Genomic DNA, 14,582 nt, shown 5'->3' with positions numbered 1-14,582 from the left:
CTTGCCGGACGAACCGTTCGCGATTCATGAAAATTCGTCATCGCGGTTTTTCGTTCCCGCCGTTTCGCAACCGTCGATTATTCCTGTAAGCACAACGGTTAAAGCTTGTTTGTATCATTTTGTTATAGTAATGAAAACAAACTGTACTACAAACATGAAACGAATAAAAAACAAGTAAAATCGGGGAAAAACGGCTTTTTTTCTTTGACCATCGACTCTAACAGAGCTATAATAATTCTATAACAGAAAGCCCTCTTCCACAATTCAAGACGAGGTGATCGATAATGAGTAAAGGTTCTCTGGACGCACCGGCTAAGCCGGGCCAAGCTCAAGCGCACGAGGTGCGGTCGGAAAATGTGATTCCACTGCAAATATTGTCTCCGGAAGGCGAAGTTGTCAACCCGGAACGTCTTCCCGATCTGTCCGACGATCAATTGAAGGAAATTATGTATCGCATGGTGTTTACCCGCACGTGGGACGACCGCGCGGTCAATCTGGGACGCCAAGGCCGTCTCGGGTTCTATGCGCCGGTATCCGGCCAAGAGGCGACGATGGTCGGCAGCGAATACGCGCTCGAGAAATCCGACTTCATCTGCCCGGGCTACCGCGACATGCCGCAGCTCGTCTGGCACGGACTTCCCTTGTACCAAGCGTTCCTCTATTCCCGCGGCCACCAGCACGGCGGCCAGATTCCGGAAGGCGTCAACGTCTTGATGCCGCAAATCATCATCGGCGCGCAAATTTTGCACGCGACCGGAATCGCGATGGGCTACAAGCTGAAAAACGAGAAAAACGTCGTCATCGCCTACACCGGCGACGGCGGTTCCTCGGAAGGCGATTTCTATGAAGGCCTGAACTTCGCGGGCTCCTTTAAACTCCCGGCTATTTATTTCGTTCAGAACAACGGCTACGCGATCACGACGCCTTACGCGAAGCAAACGGGCGCCCAATCGATCGCCCATAAAGCTTTGGCAGCCGGCATCCGCGGCGTGCAAGTGGACGGCATGGACGTGCTCGCCGTCATTTCCGCCGTGAAGGAAGCGGCCGACATCGCCCGCGAAGGCGGCGGCGCGACGCTGATCGAAGGCTTGACCTATCGTTTCCGTCCGCACTCGATGTCCGACGACGCCACCAAATACCGCACGAAGGACGAAGAAGCGGAATGGGCGCTCAAAGACCCGATCGTGCGTTTCGGCAAATACCTGGAAGCCAAAGGCCTCTGGTCCGAGGAAGACACCGCGCGCGTGAAAGAAGAAGCGAAGGCCGCGGTTGCCGAGCATATCAAGAAAGCCGAACAAACGGAGAAAATGACCGTCCCCGGCCTGATCGATTCGATGTTCGAGCAAACGCCGCCGAATCTGGAACAGCAAAAAGCGGATTTCCAATAAATCGTGACTAAGATGGGAGAGTTAGCAACATGGCTCAAATGACTATGATTGAAGCGATTAAAGACGCGATGCGGGTCGAGCTGAAGCGCGACCCGAACGTCGTCATTTTCGGCGAGGACGTCGGCCATGTCGGCGGCGTGTTCCGCGCCACGGAAGGCCTGCAAGCCGAATTCGGCGAAAATCGCGTGTTCGACACGCCGCTCGCGGAATCCGCCATCGGCGGTCTTGCGGTCGGTCTTTCCGTTCAAGGTTTCCGCCCGATCGCGGAAATCCAATTCGTCGGCTTTATTTTTGAAGCATTGGATCAAATGTTCGTCCAAGCGGCCCGTCTGCGCTATCGCTCCGGCGGACGCTACAACGCGCCGATCGTGTTCCGCACGCCGTTCGGCGGCGGCGTCAAGGCGGCGGAGCTGCATACCGACGCGCTTGAAGGGCTCGCCATGCAAACGCCGGGCATCAAGACTATCGTTCCTTCCAACCCGTACGACGCGAAAGGCCTGCTGATCTCCGCCATCCGGGAAAACGATCCGGTCTTTTTCATGGAGCACCTGAACTTGTACCGCGCGTTCCGCGACGAAGTGCCGGAAGGCGAGTACACCGTGCCGATCGGAAAGGCGAAAGTCGTCCGCGAAGGCAAGGATGTCACGATCATCGCGTACGGCCTGATGGTCCATACCGCTCTCAAAGCAGCGGCAGAACTGGAGAAAAACGGCGTGCAGGCGGAAGTGATCGACCTGCGGACGCTCATGCCGCTCGATATCGAAACGATCGTCGAATCGATCAAAAAGACGAACCGCGCGATCGTCGTGCAAGAAGCGCAAAAGTCGGCCGGCGCGGCCGCCGAGATCATCGCCCAAATCAACGAAAACGCGATTCTGCACCTGGAAGCGCCCGTGCTTCGGTGCGCGCCTCCGGACACGGTGTATCCGTTCGCGCAAATCGAGGACGTTTGGCTGCCGAACCCGGCCCGCATCGTCAAGACCGTCAATCAAGTGCTGCAGTTCTAATCGGACAGGAGGTTTTGCTTCGTGGCAAGATTCGAATACAAGTTCCCGGAGCTCGGCGAAGGGCTGCATGAAGGCGAAATCGTCAAAATGCTCATCTCCCCCGGCCAGACGGTAACGGATGAAGATATCATTATGGAAGTCCAAAACGACAAGGCGATCGTGGAGGTTCCCTGTCCGGTCAACGGCAAGGTGCTTGAAGTGCTCGCCAAAGACGGGCAAGTGATGCACGTCGGCGAAGTCGTCGCCGTCATCGAAGCCGAAGGCGATCTGCCGGAGGAAGCTTCCGCTCCGGACGACCACATCGGCGGCAACGCCTCGACGGGCGGCGCCGACACGCAAGGGCAGCCTGCTCAGGCTCCCGCAGCCGAACCCGCCGCTCCGGCCGCGGCTGCCGCGCAAGCGCCCGCCGCCGAGCCGAACAAGCTCGTGCTGGCGACGCCAAGCGTGCGCAAGCTCGCCCGCGAGAAGGGCGTCAACATCGCCGAAGTGAACGGCACCGGCAAAAACGGCCGCATCACCCGCGAGGACGTGCTCGGCTTTACCGGCGCGGCTCCGGCCGCGGCGCAAGGCGCGGAGGCGGCAGCTCCGGCTTCCGCTCCGGCAGCGAAAGCCGCCGTGCAGGCAGGCCCGGGCGTCGAGGAGCGCGTTCCGTTCAAGGGCATTCGCAAAGCGATCGCCAACGCCATGGTCAAATCCGTTTATACCGCTCCGCACGTCACGCTCATGGACGAAGTGGACGTTTCGGCGCTCGTCGCGCTGCGCAGCCGTTCCAAGCCGGTCGCCGAGAAGAAAGGCGTCAAGCTGACGTATCTGCCGTTCATCGTCAAGGCGCTCGTTGCCGCTTGCCGCGAGTTCCCGGCGCTGAACGCGATGATCGACGAGGCCGCGAACGAGATCGTCTACAAGAAGTACTACAATATCGGCATCGCCACCGACACGGACAACGGCTTGCTCGTGCCGGTCGTCTTCGACGCCGACCGCAAGAACATCTGGACGATCGCCAACGAAATCCGCGATCTGGCTACGCGCGGACGCGAAGGAAAGCTCGCTCCGAACGAGATGAAGGGCGGTACCATTTCGATTACGAACATCGGTTCAGCGGGCGGCATGTTCTTCACGCCGGTCATCAACTTCCCGGAAGTGGCGATTCTCGGCGTCGGGCGCATTTCCGAGAAGCCCGTCATCAAAAACGGCGAAATCGTTCCGGCATCCGTCATGGCCTTGTCGCTTAGCTTCGACCATCGGATTATCGACGGCGCGACCGCGCAAAATTTCTTGAACTACATCAAGCAGCTGCTCGCCGATCCCGAGCTGCTCGTTATGGAGGTATAACCATGGTAGTAGGAGACGCTTCTATCGATATCGACCTTCTCGTCATTGGCGCAGGACCCGGCGGGTACGTGGCCGCCATTCGCGCCGCGCAGCTCGGCCAGCAAGTCATCATCGCCGACAAGGCGAAATGGGGCGGCGTTTGCTTGAACGTCGGCTGCATCCCTTCGAAGGCGTTGATCAATTCCGCGCACCATTACGAAGAAATGCTGCACGCCGACAAGTACGGCCTGTCCGCAAGCCATGTCGCGGTCGACTTCGGCAAAGTGCAAGACTATAAAAACTCCGTCGTAAACAAAATGACGGGCGGCGTCGAAATGCTGCTCAAAGCGAACAAGGTTCAAATGTTCAATGGCGAAGTGATGTTCATCAACGAAAACGAAGCCCGGCTGTTCAACGACCAGGAATCGCCGCGCTACCGTTTCAAAAACTGCATCATCGCGACCGGCTCCCGTCCGATCGAGCTGAAGGCGTTCCCGTTCGGCGGCCGCATCCTGTCCTCGACGGAAGCCCTGTCGCTGCAAGAGCTGCCGAAGAGCCTCGTCGTCATCGGCGGCGGCTACATCGGCATCGAGCTCGGCCAAATGTACGCCAAATTCGGCACGCAAGTGACGATCCTCGAAGGCGCGGACACGATTCTGCCGGGCTTCGACAAGGACATGAGCCAGCTGGTCGTCAAGAAGCTGAAGAAAAACAACGTCGAAATCGTCAATGGAGCGCTTGCCAAGAGCGCCGAGCAAACCGACAAGGACATTACCGTCACGTACGAAGTGGGCGGAGAGACGAAGTCGGTTACGGCCGACTATCTGCTCGTAACGGTCGGCCGTCGTCCGAACACGGACGGAGAGCTCGGTCTTGACCTGATCAACATCAAAATGACCGACCGCGGCCTGATCGAAGTCGACGACCAATGCCGCACGAGCATCCCGCACATTTACGCGATCGGCGATATCGTGCCGGGCGCGGCGCTCGCGCACAAAGCTTCCTACGAAGCGAAGGTGGCCGCCGAAGCGATCGCGGGACTTCCGTCCAAAGTCGATTACAAATGCATCCCGGCCGTCGCGTTCTCCGATCCGGAATGCGCAAGCGTCGGCTACACGGAAAAAGAAGCGAAAGAAAAAGGCCTGAACGTCAAGACGAGCAAGTTCCCGTTCGGCGGCAACGGCCGCGCGGTAACCCTCGACGGCGCGGACGGTTTCATGAAGATCGTTTCCGATGCCGACACGGGTCTCGTGCTCGGCGCGCAAATCGCCGGCGTAGAGGCGTCCAACATCATCGCGGAGCTTGGCCTTGCGATCGAAATGGGCGCCACGGTCGAGGATATCGCGCTGACGATTCACGCGCACCCGACCCTCGGGGAAATTACGATGGATGCGGCCGAGCTCGCGCTCGGACACCCGATCCACACGGTCGCTCCCCGCAAATAAATGAACCTTTGACTCGTTCAAAACCGCCCGATCTTTACGGTTGGGCGGTTTTGCTGCACCTCAAGGAGGATTTCCGATGCATTTGCCCGCCAAAAAGATGAGTTCGTCCCGTTCCATTAAAACGAGGCTGGTTTTTCCCGGCGACACGAATTACCACGGCACGATGTTCGGCGGCTCGCTCATGCAGGACATCGACGAAATTTGCGTCATCGCGGCGATGCGCCATTGCGGAAGGAGAGTCGTCACAGCCTCGACGGACAGTCTCGACTTCATGTCGCCCGTGCGTATGGGCGAAGCGATCGAGCTGGAAGCGTTCGTTACGTGGACGCATCGCACCTCGATGGAGCTGTACTGCGTCGTGAGGGCGGAAAATTTGGAAACCGGCGAACGCAGAGTGACGGTCACCGCGTTCAGCACGTTCGTCGCGGTGGACGAGAACGGGAAGCCGGCCGAGGTGCCGGAGGTCGTTCCCGAAACGGAAGCGCAGCGCAAGCTTTTCGAGAGCGCGCCGGAGCGTTACGCGGCCCGAAAAATACGGAGGCAGCAGCGTTATTCGTCGACAGAAGACCGCAGAGAGTGATACAATTAGATATAAAACACAAAAAAGGTGTGTTCGGTTTGCGCAACTATTTGGAATTGCTGAAGGATATTCTCGAGAATGGAACGAAGAAGGAAGACCGGACGGGGACGGGGACGATCAGCGTGTTCGGGCGTCAGCTTCGTTTCGATCTGTCCGAAGGATTTCCGCTCGTGACGACGAAGCGCCTTCACCTGAAGTCGATCGTTCACGAGCTGCTTTGGTTTTTAAAAGGGGAAACGAACATTCGCTATCTGAAGGAGAACGGGGTCTCGATTTGGGACGAATGGGCGGACGAAAACGGCGATCTCGGACCGGTATACGGCTCGCAGTGGCGGGCGTGGGAAGCTCCCGACGGCCGGAAAATCGACCAGATCGCCAACGTGATCGAGGCGATCAAGCGCAATCCGGATTCCCGGCGGCATATCGTCAGCGCGTGGAACGTGGCGGAAATCGAGCAAATGAAGCTGCCGCCGTGCCATTTCGTCTTTCAATTTTACGTGGCGGGCGGCAAGCTGTCGTGCATGCTGACGATGCGCTCGGTCGATACGTTTTTAGGCCTTCCGTTCAACATCGCTTCGTACGCGCTGCTCACCCATATGGTGGCCCAGCAATGCGATCTGGAGCCCGGCGAATTCATCTGGTCCGGCGGAGACGTGCATATCTACAGCAATCACCTGGAGCAGGTGAAGCTTCAGCTCGAGCGGGAACCGTTCGAACTGCCGAAGCTCGTCATCAAGCGCAAGCCCGACAGCATTTTCGACTATGCGTTCGAGGATTTCGAATTCGTCGGCTACAAGCATCATCCTTCCATTAAAGCACCTGTCGCAGTTTAGGACCTTTATGGTATGATAGGACTATTGACTGATCAAAGGGGGTCGTGCGGATGTCCGTCACGTTGATTGCCGCCGTGGCCCGCAACGGGGTTATTGGCGCGGACAACGGTTTGCCATGGCGCCTGCCCGCGGACATGGCCTTTTTCGCGGCGCAGACGATGGGCAAGCCCGTGCTGATGGGCAGCCGCACGTTTCGTTCGCTAAAACGGCCGCTGAAAGGCCGGACGAACGTCGTTTTGTCGCGATCGATGGCGGAAGCGCCGGAGGGCTGCGTTCTCGTCCGGTCGATCGAGGAGGCGCTGAAGCGTTACGCCGGCGAACCGTTGATGGTCATCGGGGGAGAGGAAGTGTACCGACAGACGCTGGATCGGGCCGACCGGCTGCTTTTGACCGAAGTCGAAGCCGAGGTGGACGGGGATGCGTTTTTTCCCGAATTCGACAAGTCGGCATGGCGCCTCGTCTCCCGAACGCCGGTCGCCGCCGACGAGAAAAACGCCTGGCCGTTCGCGTTTTGCGAATACGTTCGCGCCGCCGATGAAAGCCTTTAAAGAAGAATAGTGCAAACTATTGAGAGGATAATCCATTCTGAGTCATCGGAATGTTTGATAGCATTTTCTATCAATAAGCAAAAAGATGAACTTGTGAACAATCGACAGATGGAGGAATAAATGATGTCGACGCCTACGGGTTTTATGGAATATAAAAGAGAGCTTCCGGGCGATCGCGATCCGCTAGAGCGCATTAAGGACTGGAACGAGTTCCACCGGATGTTCTCCGAAGATCAGCTTCGCACCCAAGGGGCCCGCTGCATGGACTGCGGAACCCCGTACTGTCATACCGGCATCGAGCTTGCGGGCAACGCTTCGGGCTGTCCGGTCAACAACCTCATTCCGGAATGGAACAACCTCGTGTATCGGGGATTGTGGAAGGAAGCTTACGAACGCCTTGCCAAGACGAACAACTTTCCGGAGTTTACGGGACGCGTCTGCCCGGCTCCGTGCGAAGGCTCCTGCACGGTCGGCCTGATCGGCGATCCGGTCACGATCAAGACGATCGAACAAGCCATTATCGACCGTGCGTTCGAGGAAGGCTGGGTCGTTCCGCAGCCGCCGAAGACGCGCACGGGCAAGAAGGTTGCCGTCGTCGGCTCCGGCCCGGCCGGCCTTGCCGCCGCGGCGCAACTGAACAAAGCCGGCCACACCGTAACCGTCTACGAACGGGCGGACCGCCTCGGCGGATTGCTCACCTACGGCATCCCGACGATGAAGCTGGAGAAGGATATCGTGCAGCGCCGCGTGGATTTGCTTGCCGCGGAAGGCATCACGTTCGTGACGAACACGGAAATCGGCAAAGACATTTCCTCGAAGCAACTGCTGGAGGAGTTCGATTCCGTCGTGCTGTGCGGCGGGGCGACCCGGGCTCGCGGTCTGGGGAACATCGAGGGCGCGGATCTGAAGGGCATCTACCCCGCAATGGATTACCTGAACTCGACGATCAAGAGCTATCTCGATACCGGCCTTGCCGAAGGCACGTACATTTCCGGCAAAGGCAAGCACGTCATCGTCATCGGCGGCGGCGACACGGGCACCGACTGCGTGGCCACCGCGCTCCGTCACGGCTGCGAAAGCGTCACCCAATTCGGCACCCATGCGAAGGCGCCGCTGACGCGCGATCAAGTGAACAACCCTTGGCCGCAATTCCCGAACGTGTACACGCTGGACTACGCGCACGAAGAAGCGAAAGCTTTGTACGGCGAAGATCCGCGGGCGTTCTCGGTGCTTACGAAGAAGTTCGTCGGCGACGAGAACGGCAACGTGAAGGAGCTTCACACCGTGCAAATCCGCCGCTACGTGGACGAGCAAGGCCGCAAAATTTACGAGGAAATCCCGGGCACCGAAAAAGTATGGCCGGCCGATCTCGTGCTTGTCGCCGTCGGCTTCGAAGGTCCGGAACGGACGATCATCGACGAGCTTGAGCTTGAAACGGACCGCCGCTCCAACGTGAAGGCTTCGTATGGTAAATACAAGACGAACGTCGACAAAGTGTTCGCCGCCGGCGACATGCGCCGCGGACAAAGCCTCATCGTGTGGGCGATCAACGAAGGCCGCGAAGCCGCTCGCGAAGTCGACAAGTATTTGATGGGATCGACGATGCTTCCGTAAGAAGACGGGAATCATAAACGGATTGACGGGGGTTGTTCCGGAGCGCTTCGGCCGCTCGCCGGAGCAGCCTCTTTATTTTGCGAAAGAGAGGCCTTCCAAGGTCCTAAATTGACCGTACCGTTTGAAGGGAGAAATCGGCATGATCCGTTACGGAGACGAAAGATTCCATGAATTGCGTTTCGCATCCTTCGAGCCGCGAGTCGAGCGCAGGGACGCGATGTGGGTGGATGTCGAGCTTCGGTTCAAGCTGGCCGAGGGGAGCGCCGTTCCGGACGATTTGATCGATCTTACGGCGCTCGTCATTTGCACGCACGGAGGCGATCCGATCCAAATCGTTCCGCAGGACGAAGGCATCGATTGCGAGTACCAGTTCACGGTTTTTGAAAAAGAACAGATCGAAGCTTTCGTGCGAAGCGGGCCGGTGCAGTCGGCGATCGCAAACGCGGTATCGGGCTGAAGGCGGCCGGGACCCGCTTCCCCCAAAACTTTCCTTTGTGGTACACTTGGACAAGGAGAGCCGAACGGAAGATGGGGGAAGGACGAAGATGGAAAGCTCAGCGCTGCTGTCGCCGACGGATGTTCGCGTTATCCGCCGTTATGTCCAAACCAAATACGAGCCTTTGCCCGGCAGCCGCAAGGCGGAGATCGTAGCGGACGCGGTTAGAAACGCCTTGTATCGACGGCTGCCCGATTTGCCCGAAGCGGTTCGCAAACGGCTCGCCGACGAGCTGATCCGGCGCTGCCTGGTGAAAGAGCGGCGCGAGGTCGGCCTGGAGGACGTGCTGGACGCTTGCGCCGAGATGCGGCCGCTCGGAGTCGATCTGGTCGGGCCGCTGTTGCGATGGGCGAACGAGCGCTCTCCGGGGCGCTGGAGCGCCGGGGAAATCGCCGCGAGAATAAGCGGCGGCGGGACGGCTTCTCCCGCGGCGGCGATGGAGCGGCCCGCGGCGCTGCCGGACGATCGGCGCGCGGCTTCTACGATCGGTTTTGCGGGAAGCCTGGCGCCCGAAGAGTCGGAACCGGCGGCTGTCGGGAGGAGGCTCTTTCCGCCGCGTCGGCAGGCGATCGGCGTTCTGTCGCTGCTTGCGCTGGCGGGAGGGCTTGCGGCGGGCACGATGATTTCGGTCGAAAGCCGGCAGGGGGCGGAACGGGCAAACGTGCCGGTTCCGGCTCCGGCCGAGACGGCGGCCGTCCAAACGCCGATCGAAGAAGACGCTGGCATGCCCGACTGGCTGACCTACGAAGAGTTCGATGCCGAAGCGGTCAAGCAATATTTGCGCGGCCGCGATTCGATGCTGGCGGACGAGCCTTATTTCGGAGCGATCGTGGAAAGCGCTCGCCGCTACGACGTGCATCCGCTGCTGCTGTTTGCGATTACCGGACAGGAGCAGGGCTTTGTGCCGAAATCGCACGAAAGGGCGGAGCGAATCGCCAATAATCCGTTTAACGTGTTTCACAGCTGGCAGGACTACAACACCGACATCGCGGATTCTTCCGCGATCGCCGCCAAGCTGATCGCCAAGCTGGGCAAGAGCAGGCCGGAGGGGGCCGAACCTTTTGCCTGGTTCAACCGTACGTACGCCGAAGATCCGAAGTGGTCGGACGGCGTTCGGCAAATTTTTGAAAAATTATCGGAATTATAAAAAGGAACCGGAGCGACTTCAGCCCGGTTCCTTCATTTTGACCAAGTAATTTCCGATGGCGGGAGGCACTTCGTTGAGCGAAGATAATGTAATAAACGCGCCTTGCGGCGAAGCTTCGATCGGGATGACGTTATAGGCCCACTCTTCTTCCCGCTTCAAATAAATCGAGTGAATGCCGCATTCGAGCGCCGGCATGACATCCGTTCGCAGCGAATTGCCGATCATCCAGGTGCGATCCAAATCGAATCTTCCGCTTTTGAGGATCGCGCGCAAAGCGGTCGTGTTCTTGTGCTGGCGAACGTAAATGCGGTCCTGAAAAAAGCGTTCGAGCCTCATTCGTTCGATTTTCCGGCGTTGAATCGCGGGCTCGCCCCCGGTATACAAATGAAGGCGATGTCCCTCCGCAATCAAAGTCTCCAGCGTTTCCTCCATATGCGGATAAGGCTCGACTTCGTGGTCGTAAACGCTGATTCCGAGCTGCCACAGCCATTGTTCGCGCTTGGCGTCGACGTCCACGCCATGCCGGCCGGCATAAAATCGGTACGTATCGACAAACGATTGCGGAAAGTGCTCGCTTTGGAAGCCGAGTACTTTGACTCCGGCGATATCGATTTCCGTATGCTTCTCGACAATGCTTTCCCTCGTCGCCCCGAACGGCGAAAACCATTCGAGCATCGCATCGGCGAATTGCTTCAACACTTCGTGAAAATATTTGTTGCAATAAATCAGCGTATCGTCCAGATCGAACAAAATGTTTTGCTTCATATTTTCGACTCCTTCAAACCAAACGTCGGATGTCTGGCTAATTCAGCATATCGATCCGCCTGACGGAAAGTGTCGGCGGGTCGACCGGGATGTATTCATTATCGCCTTGAATCGGGCGTTTGTAAATGAAGGGGAGGAGGCACACTACGTTGGTGCATGGTGAAATCATGCCAAAGAAGGGGAAACAGGAGGCGAATACGATGCCCAAAAATCGCAGCACGAAAGCAGACGACAGGCAAAATCTAGCGAATCGGAAGGAGGAAGCCGTTACGCCGAAATCGAACAAAATGTCGCGGCTTCCTCCGAACCTGAACCAAATCGACAAGAACGAAAATTCGTAGAGCGGCGTCGTCAAGCGTATTTGCGGATTTTGTCCTGAAGGTCTCTCCGGATGAAGGCCAGTCGCTGGCGCACATAAAAATCGTAACTGCCCCCGCTCAGCTCGCGGGGGTTTACCATGTGCCCGTTATCGTTGTCGACAATAATCAACTTCCCGTCGGAGTAAAATTTGAAGGTCAGATCTCGTGACGGGCGGGTTCCCCTCGAAGGCTCCAAATACCGGAAATGTTCGCAGGTTACCATCCATCATTCCACCTTTGCCCAAAAGGATACAGAACGGATGTTCTTGTTTTTATTATAGCAAACATTTGTTCGTATGGAAAGGCGTTCCGTAATGAAATAAACTAGATTTATAGAAAAAAGCGAAGCACCACTCGCGGCAGAAGGAGTCATGGCGGCAATGATTACGATCAAGGGCTTGTCCCGCAAGCTACCGCAAGGAAAAAAGGTGTTGGAAGGAATCCATGGTCAACTCGAGCCGGGAACGTTCCTGGCGATTGTCGGACCGAGCGGAAGCGGCAAGTCGTCGTTGCTTCGCTGTCTGGCGCTGCGCGATCCGTGGACAAGCGGCGAATATTGGTTCGACGGCCGAAACGTTGGCCAAAGCAACGCGATCGAAAAGTGGAAGCTGCGCAGGCAGATCGCGTTTTTGGAGCAGAAGCCGATATTGCACGAGAAAAAAACGGCGCTGAAAAACGTCCTGATCGGGGCGGTCGGTCAAGTGTCCGCGTTCCGGAGATTTACGGGCATGGTTCGCAACGACGATTACATGGGCGCGATGGAAACGCTGGAGACGGTCGGCTTGATCGACCGCGCGCATCAGCAGGCGGAAAAGCTGAGCGGCGGCGAACGCCAGCGGGTGGCGATCGCGAGGGCGATCACGCACGGGGCGAAGCTGCTCCTCGCCGACGAACCGGTGTCGGGACTGGATCCGCATTCGGCGGAGGATATTATGGCGCTGCTGCGGAAGCTCGCCAAAGAAAACGGAGCGACGATCGTAATGGCCTTGCACCGGCTGGAGCTGGCCGAAAAGTTCGCGGACGAAATTTGGGGGCTCAACGGCGGAAGGCAAGTGATCGAAGCGCGGGGACGCCGGCTGACCGCGGCGGAGAAGGCGAAGCTGTCTTGACGCCGGAAATTCGCCCGCTCTCGTTCGCAAGAGGAGATGGGCCTCGCGATTCGGCTGGAGGCGGAGCGCTTCCCTCCGGAAACGGCGGCGGCGCGGAGGCGTACCGGTGTCGATGGGAACGGTTTCATCAAGACGGACTTTGCTTTGCGGAAACCGGCGTCTTCGGCTGCCGCAGGGCGACGCACGCATGAAATGACGATGACGTTCGATGAAAAAAACGGACGCGCGCCTCCGCAATGGCGATGGCGCCCTTCCGGACATGCGCGCGTCGCGATTCGCCTTATTCGGCGGACGGCGGCGTCTCTTGCCCGGAAGCGTTGCCCGCGTCGTCCTGCCGGGCCAGGTCGTGCAGCGACGTTATCGGCCCGTGCGGATGCTGAGCTTGCTTGCGGCTTTTCCAGGCGCTCTCTTTTCTTCGTTTGGACGAAGTCAACCGTACCACCTCCCGGTCGTCGTGTTCGCTTGCGTACCTATCGTGGCACGCGGGACGGCCGCTTATACTTCAAGCGGAATTGGATGGAGGGAACGAAACGATATGTCGACGGCAACCGTCCGTTTTCCGCTGCTTTCGGTCAATGTTTCGCTGGCGGAAACCGGGGTATACAAAAATAAGGAAACGAAATCCGGCATTTTCAAAAAGGCGGTGAAAGGACCGACGCGGCTTGGCCTGACGGGACTTCAGGGCGACGAACAGGCCGATCTGGTCAACCACGGAGGACCCGACCGGGCGATTTGCGCGTATAGCCGCGCCCATTACGGACATTGGGAAAAGGTGCTTCGCCGCAAGCTCGACTACGGGGCGTTCGGGGAAAATTTCACGCTGGATCGCGTGACGGAAGCCGACGTTTGCATCGGGGACGTATACGCGCTCGGGGCCGTCAAGCTGCAGATCAGCCAGCCCCGCCAACCGTGCTGGAAGCTGGCGATGAAATGGGGGCTGGACGAGCTTCCCGCGCTCGTGCTGGAATCCGGAGCGACGGGGTTTTATTTTCGCGTGCTGGAGACGGGGGCGGTCGACGCCGGCGAGCTCGTGTTGCTCGATCGTCCGGAGCGCGCCGTGACGGTCTCCGAAGTGAACCGGATCATGTTTTTCGACAAAGGGAATGCCGAAGGCATTCGCCGGGTGCTTCAGGCGGATGCGCTGTCCCAGGGCTGGAAGGATAAATTGAGCGCCCGGCTGGGCAAGCTGAGCGGGGAGGGATGATATGTTTCGGGAGTGTACGGTCGTCGTTACCGGCGCGGCCGGCGGCATCGGCCGCCATCTGTCCCGGGCCTACGCGGAGCGCGGGGCAAACGTCGTGTTGGGCGATACGGAGGACAGCGGCGGAGCCGAGCTGGCGCGCGACATTGGGGCTTCCGGCGGCAGCGCGGCGTTCGTCGCCGGGGATTTGACCCGTCCGGAGACGGCGGCGGAATGGATGGACGCCGCGATCGCGGCGTTCGGGCGGATCGATATTTTGATCAACAACGCCGGAATCGGCATATGGAAATCGCCTTTGGAATTGGAGCTCGAAGAGTGGGACCGCGTGCTGCAGATTAATTTGCGCGGAACGTTTTTGTGCTCCCGCGAAGCGGCAAAGCGAATGAAGGAAGGCGGAAGGGGCGGCTCCATCGTCAACATTTGCTCCACGCGCCATGCGATGTCCGAAGCGAATTCGGAAGCTTACGCCGCCTCCAAAGGGGGGATCGCGTCGCTGACCCATGCGCTGGCCGTTTCGCTGGGACCCGACCGGATTCGCGTCAACGCCGTCAGCCCGGGCTGGATCGAAACCGGCGATTACGCGGCTCTGCGCGAACGGGATCATGAGCAGCATCCGGCCGGGCGGGTCGGAACGCCGGACGACATCGTCCGGGCTTGCTTTTATTTGACCGATCCGGCCAACGACTTCGTGACCGGCATCAATTTGACCGTCGACGGCGGGATGACGCGGAAAATGATTTACGAGCCGTAAAAAGGCGAAACGCGAGCGAGTTGCGCGG

General features: G+C 58.7%; 16 protein-coding genes. 14 read left to right on the top strand and 2 right to left on the bottom strand.

Annotated features, from left to right (window positions below):
• Positions 1 to 284 precede the first annotated feature (284 nt).
• From pdhA to B7E11_RS24020, 10 genes are all read left to right on the top strand, one after another.
• The gene (gene pdhA / locus B7E11_RS24065; RefSeq protein WP_080839569.1) at positions 285 to 1,388 is read left to right on the top strand and encodes a pyruvate dehydrogenase (acetyl-transferring) E1 component subunit alpha; all 1,104 of its coding nucleotides are present in this window, start codon (positions 285 to 287) and stop codon (positions 1,386 to 1,388) included.
• A 29-nt stretch (positions 1,389 to 1,417) separates the two neighbouring features.
• Positions 1,418 to 2,395, top strand: a complete 978-nt coding sequence (locus B7E11_RS24060; RefSeq protein ID WP_080839567.1) for an alpha-ketoacid dehydrogenase subunit beta — start codon at positions 1,418 to 1,420, stop codon at positions 2,393 to 2,395.
• 21 nt (positions 2,396 to 2,416) lie between these two features.
• Complete coding sequence (locus B7E11_RS24055) at positions 2,417 to 3,727, top strand: dihydrolipoamide acetyltransferase family protein (RefSeq protein WP_080839565.1); 1,311 nt, start codon at positions 2,417 to 2,419, stop codon at positions 3,725 to 3,727.
• A gap of 2 nt (positions 3,728 to 3,729) precedes the next feature.
• Positions 3,730 to 5,151, top strand: a complete 1,422-nt coding sequence (gene lpdA / locus B7E11_RS24050; protein ID WP_080839563.1) for a dihydrolipoyl dehydrogenase — start codon at positions 3,730 to 3,732, stop codon at positions 5,149 to 5,151.
• A 76-nt stretch (positions 5,152 to 5,227) separates the two neighbouring features.
• A complete protein-coding gene (locus B7E11_RS24045; RefSeq protein ID WP_176220878.1) occupies positions 5,228 to 5,731 on the top strand; it encodes an acyl-CoA thioesterase in 504 nt (167 codons plus the stop codon).
• Positions 5,732 to 5,769: 38 nt separating this feature from the next.
• On the top strand, positions 5,770 to 6,564 hold the full coding sequence (gene thyA / locus B7E11_RS24040; protein ID WP_080839561.1) for a thymidylate synthase: 795 nt from the start codon (positions 5,770 to 5,772) through the stop codon (positions 6,562 to 6,564).
• Between the two features lie 50 nt (positions 6,565 to 6,614).
• On the top strand, positions 6,615 to 7,112 hold the full coding sequence (locus B7E11_RS24035) for a dihydrofolate reductase (RefSeq protein WP_080839559.1): 498 nt from the start codon (positions 6,615 to 6,617) through the stop codon (positions 7,110 to 7,112).
• 123 nt (positions 7,113 to 7,235) lie between these two features.
• A complete protein-coding gene (locus tag B7E11_RS24030; protein WP_080839558.1) occupies positions 7,236 to 8,726 on the top strand; it encodes a glutamate synthase subunit beta in 1,491 nt (496 codons plus the stop codon).
• Between the two features lie 139 nt (positions 8,727 to 8,865).
• A complete protein-coding gene (locus tag B7E11_RS24025) occupies positions 8,866 to 9,183 on the top strand; it encodes a hypothetical protein (RefSeq protein ID WP_080839556.1) in 318 nt (105 codons plus the stop codon).
• A gap of 88 nt (positions 9,184 to 9,271) precedes the next feature.
• Complete coding sequence (locus tag B7E11_RS24020; RefSeq protein WP_080839554.1) at positions 9,272 to 10,369, top strand: serine/threonine-protein kinase; 1,098 nt, start codon at positions 9,272 to 9,274, stop codon at positions 10,367 to 10,369.
• 18 nt (positions 10,370 to 10,387) lie between these two features.
• On the opposite strand, the gene B7E11_RS24015 is transcribed toward B7E11_RS24020, so the two are convergent.
• Positions 10,388 to 11,134: an HAD family hydrolase gene (locus tag B7E11_RS24015; protein ID WP_080839552.1), complete on the bottom strand. Its 747-nt coding sequence runs from the start codon at positions 11,132 to 11,134 to the stop codon at positions 10,388 to 10,390.
• A gap of 200 nt (positions 11,135 to 11,334) precedes the next feature.
• Here B7E11_RS24015 and B7E11_RS29790 point away from each other — a divergent pair, with 200 nt between their 5' ends.
• Together B7E11_RS29790 and B7E11_RS24005 are read left to right on the top strand one after the other, a co-directional pair.
• The gene (locus tag B7E11_RS29790; RefSeq protein ID WP_176220877.1) at positions 11,335 to 11,475 is read left to right on the top strand and encodes a hypothetical protein; all 141 of its coding nucleotides are present in this window, start codon (positions 11,335 to 11,337) and stop codon (positions 11,473 to 11,475) included.
• 398 nt (positions 11,476 to 11,873) lie between these two features.
• A complete protein-coding gene (locus B7E11_RS24005) occupies positions 11,874 to 12,602 on the top strand; it encodes a phosphonate ABC transporter ATP-binding protein (RefSeq protein ID WP_080839549.1) in 729 nt (242 codons plus the stop codon).
• A gap of 280 nt (positions 12,603 to 12,882) precedes the next feature.
• Here the strand turns inward: B7E11_RS24005 and B7E11_RS29785 are convergent, their stop codons facing one another.
• Complete coding sequence (locus B7E11_RS29785; protein WP_176220876.1) at positions 12,883 to 13,035, bottom strand: DUF6254 family protein; 153 nt, start codon at positions 13,033 to 13,035, stop codon at positions 12,883 to 12,885.
• Between the two features lie 102 nt (positions 13,036 to 13,137).
• Between B7E11_RS29785 and B7E11_RS23995 the strand changes: the two genes are divergently transcribed.
• Positions 13,138 to 13,806, top strand: coding sequence for an MOSC domain-containing protein (locus tag B7E11_RS23995; protein ID WP_176220875.1), 669 nt, complete (start codon positions 13,138 to 13,140; stop codon positions 13,804 to 13,806).
• A gap of 1 nt (position 13,807) precedes the next feature.
• Entirely contained in the window at positions 13,808 to 14,554 is a 747-nt protein-coding gene (locus B7E11_RS23990) for an SDR family NAD(P)-dependent oxidoreductase (protein WP_080839543.1), read from the top strand.
• Positions 14,555 to 14,582: the final 28 nt, after the last annotated feature.

This window comes from Cohnella massiliensis (assembly GCF_900169535.1).
Taxonomy (GTDB): Bacteria; Bacillota; Bacilli; order Paenibacillales; family Paenibacillaceae; genus Cohnella; species Cohnella algarum.
This window is presented reverse-complemented; position numbering and strand designations above follow the sequence as displayed.

Coding starts and splice junctions, on each gene's coding strand:
- pdhA (WP_080839569.1), top strand. CDS start 285: ATGAGTAAAGGTTCTCTGGACGCACCGGCTAAGCCGGGCCAAGCTCAA.
- B7E11_RS24060 (WP_080839567.1), top strand. CDS start 1,418: ATGGCTCAAATGACTATGATTGAAGCGATTAAAGACGCGATGCGGGTC.
- lpdA (WP_080839563.1), top strand. CDS start 3,730: ATGGTAGTAGGAGACGCTTCTATCGATATCGACCTTCTCGTCATTGGC.
- B7E11_RS24045 (WP_176220878.1), top strand. CDS start 5,228: ATGCATTTGCCCGCCAAAAAGATGAGTTCGTCCCGTTCCATTAAAACG.
- B7E11_RS24035 (WP_080839559.1), top strand. CDS start 6,615: ATGTCCGTCACGTTGATTGCCGCCGTGGCCCGCAACGGGGTTATTGGC.
- B7E11_RS24030 (WP_080839558.1), top strand. CDS start 7,236: ATGTCGACGCCTACGGGTTTTATGGAATATAAAAGAGAGCTTCCGGGC.
- B7E11_RS24025 (WP_080839556.1), top strand. CDS start 8,866: ATGATCCGTTACGGAGACGAAAGATTCCATGAATTGCGTTTCGCATCC.
- B7E11_RS24020 (WP_080839554.1), top strand. CDS start 9,272: ATGGAAAGCTCAGCGCTGCTGTCGCCGACGGATGTTCGCGTTATCCGC.
- B7E11_RS24015 (WP_080839552.1), bottom strand. CDS start 11,134: ATGAAGCAAAACATTTTGTTCGATCTGGACGATACGCTGATTTATTGC.
- B7E11_RS29790 (WP_176220877.1), top strand. CDS start 11,335: ATGCCCAAAAATCGCAGCACGAAAGCAGACGACAGGCAAAATCTAGCG.
- B7E11_RS24005 (WP_080839549.1), top strand. CDS start 11,874: ATGATTACGATCAAGGGCTTGTCCCGCAAGCTACCGCAAGGAAAAAAG.
- B7E11_RS23995 (WP_176220875.1), top strand. CDS start 13,138: ATGTCGACGGCAACCGTCCGTTTTCCGCTGCTTTCGGTCAATGTTTCG.
- B7E11_RS23990 (WP_080839543.1), top strand. CDS start 13,808: ATGTTTCGGGAGTGTACGGTCGTCGTTACCGGCGCGGCCGGCGGCATC.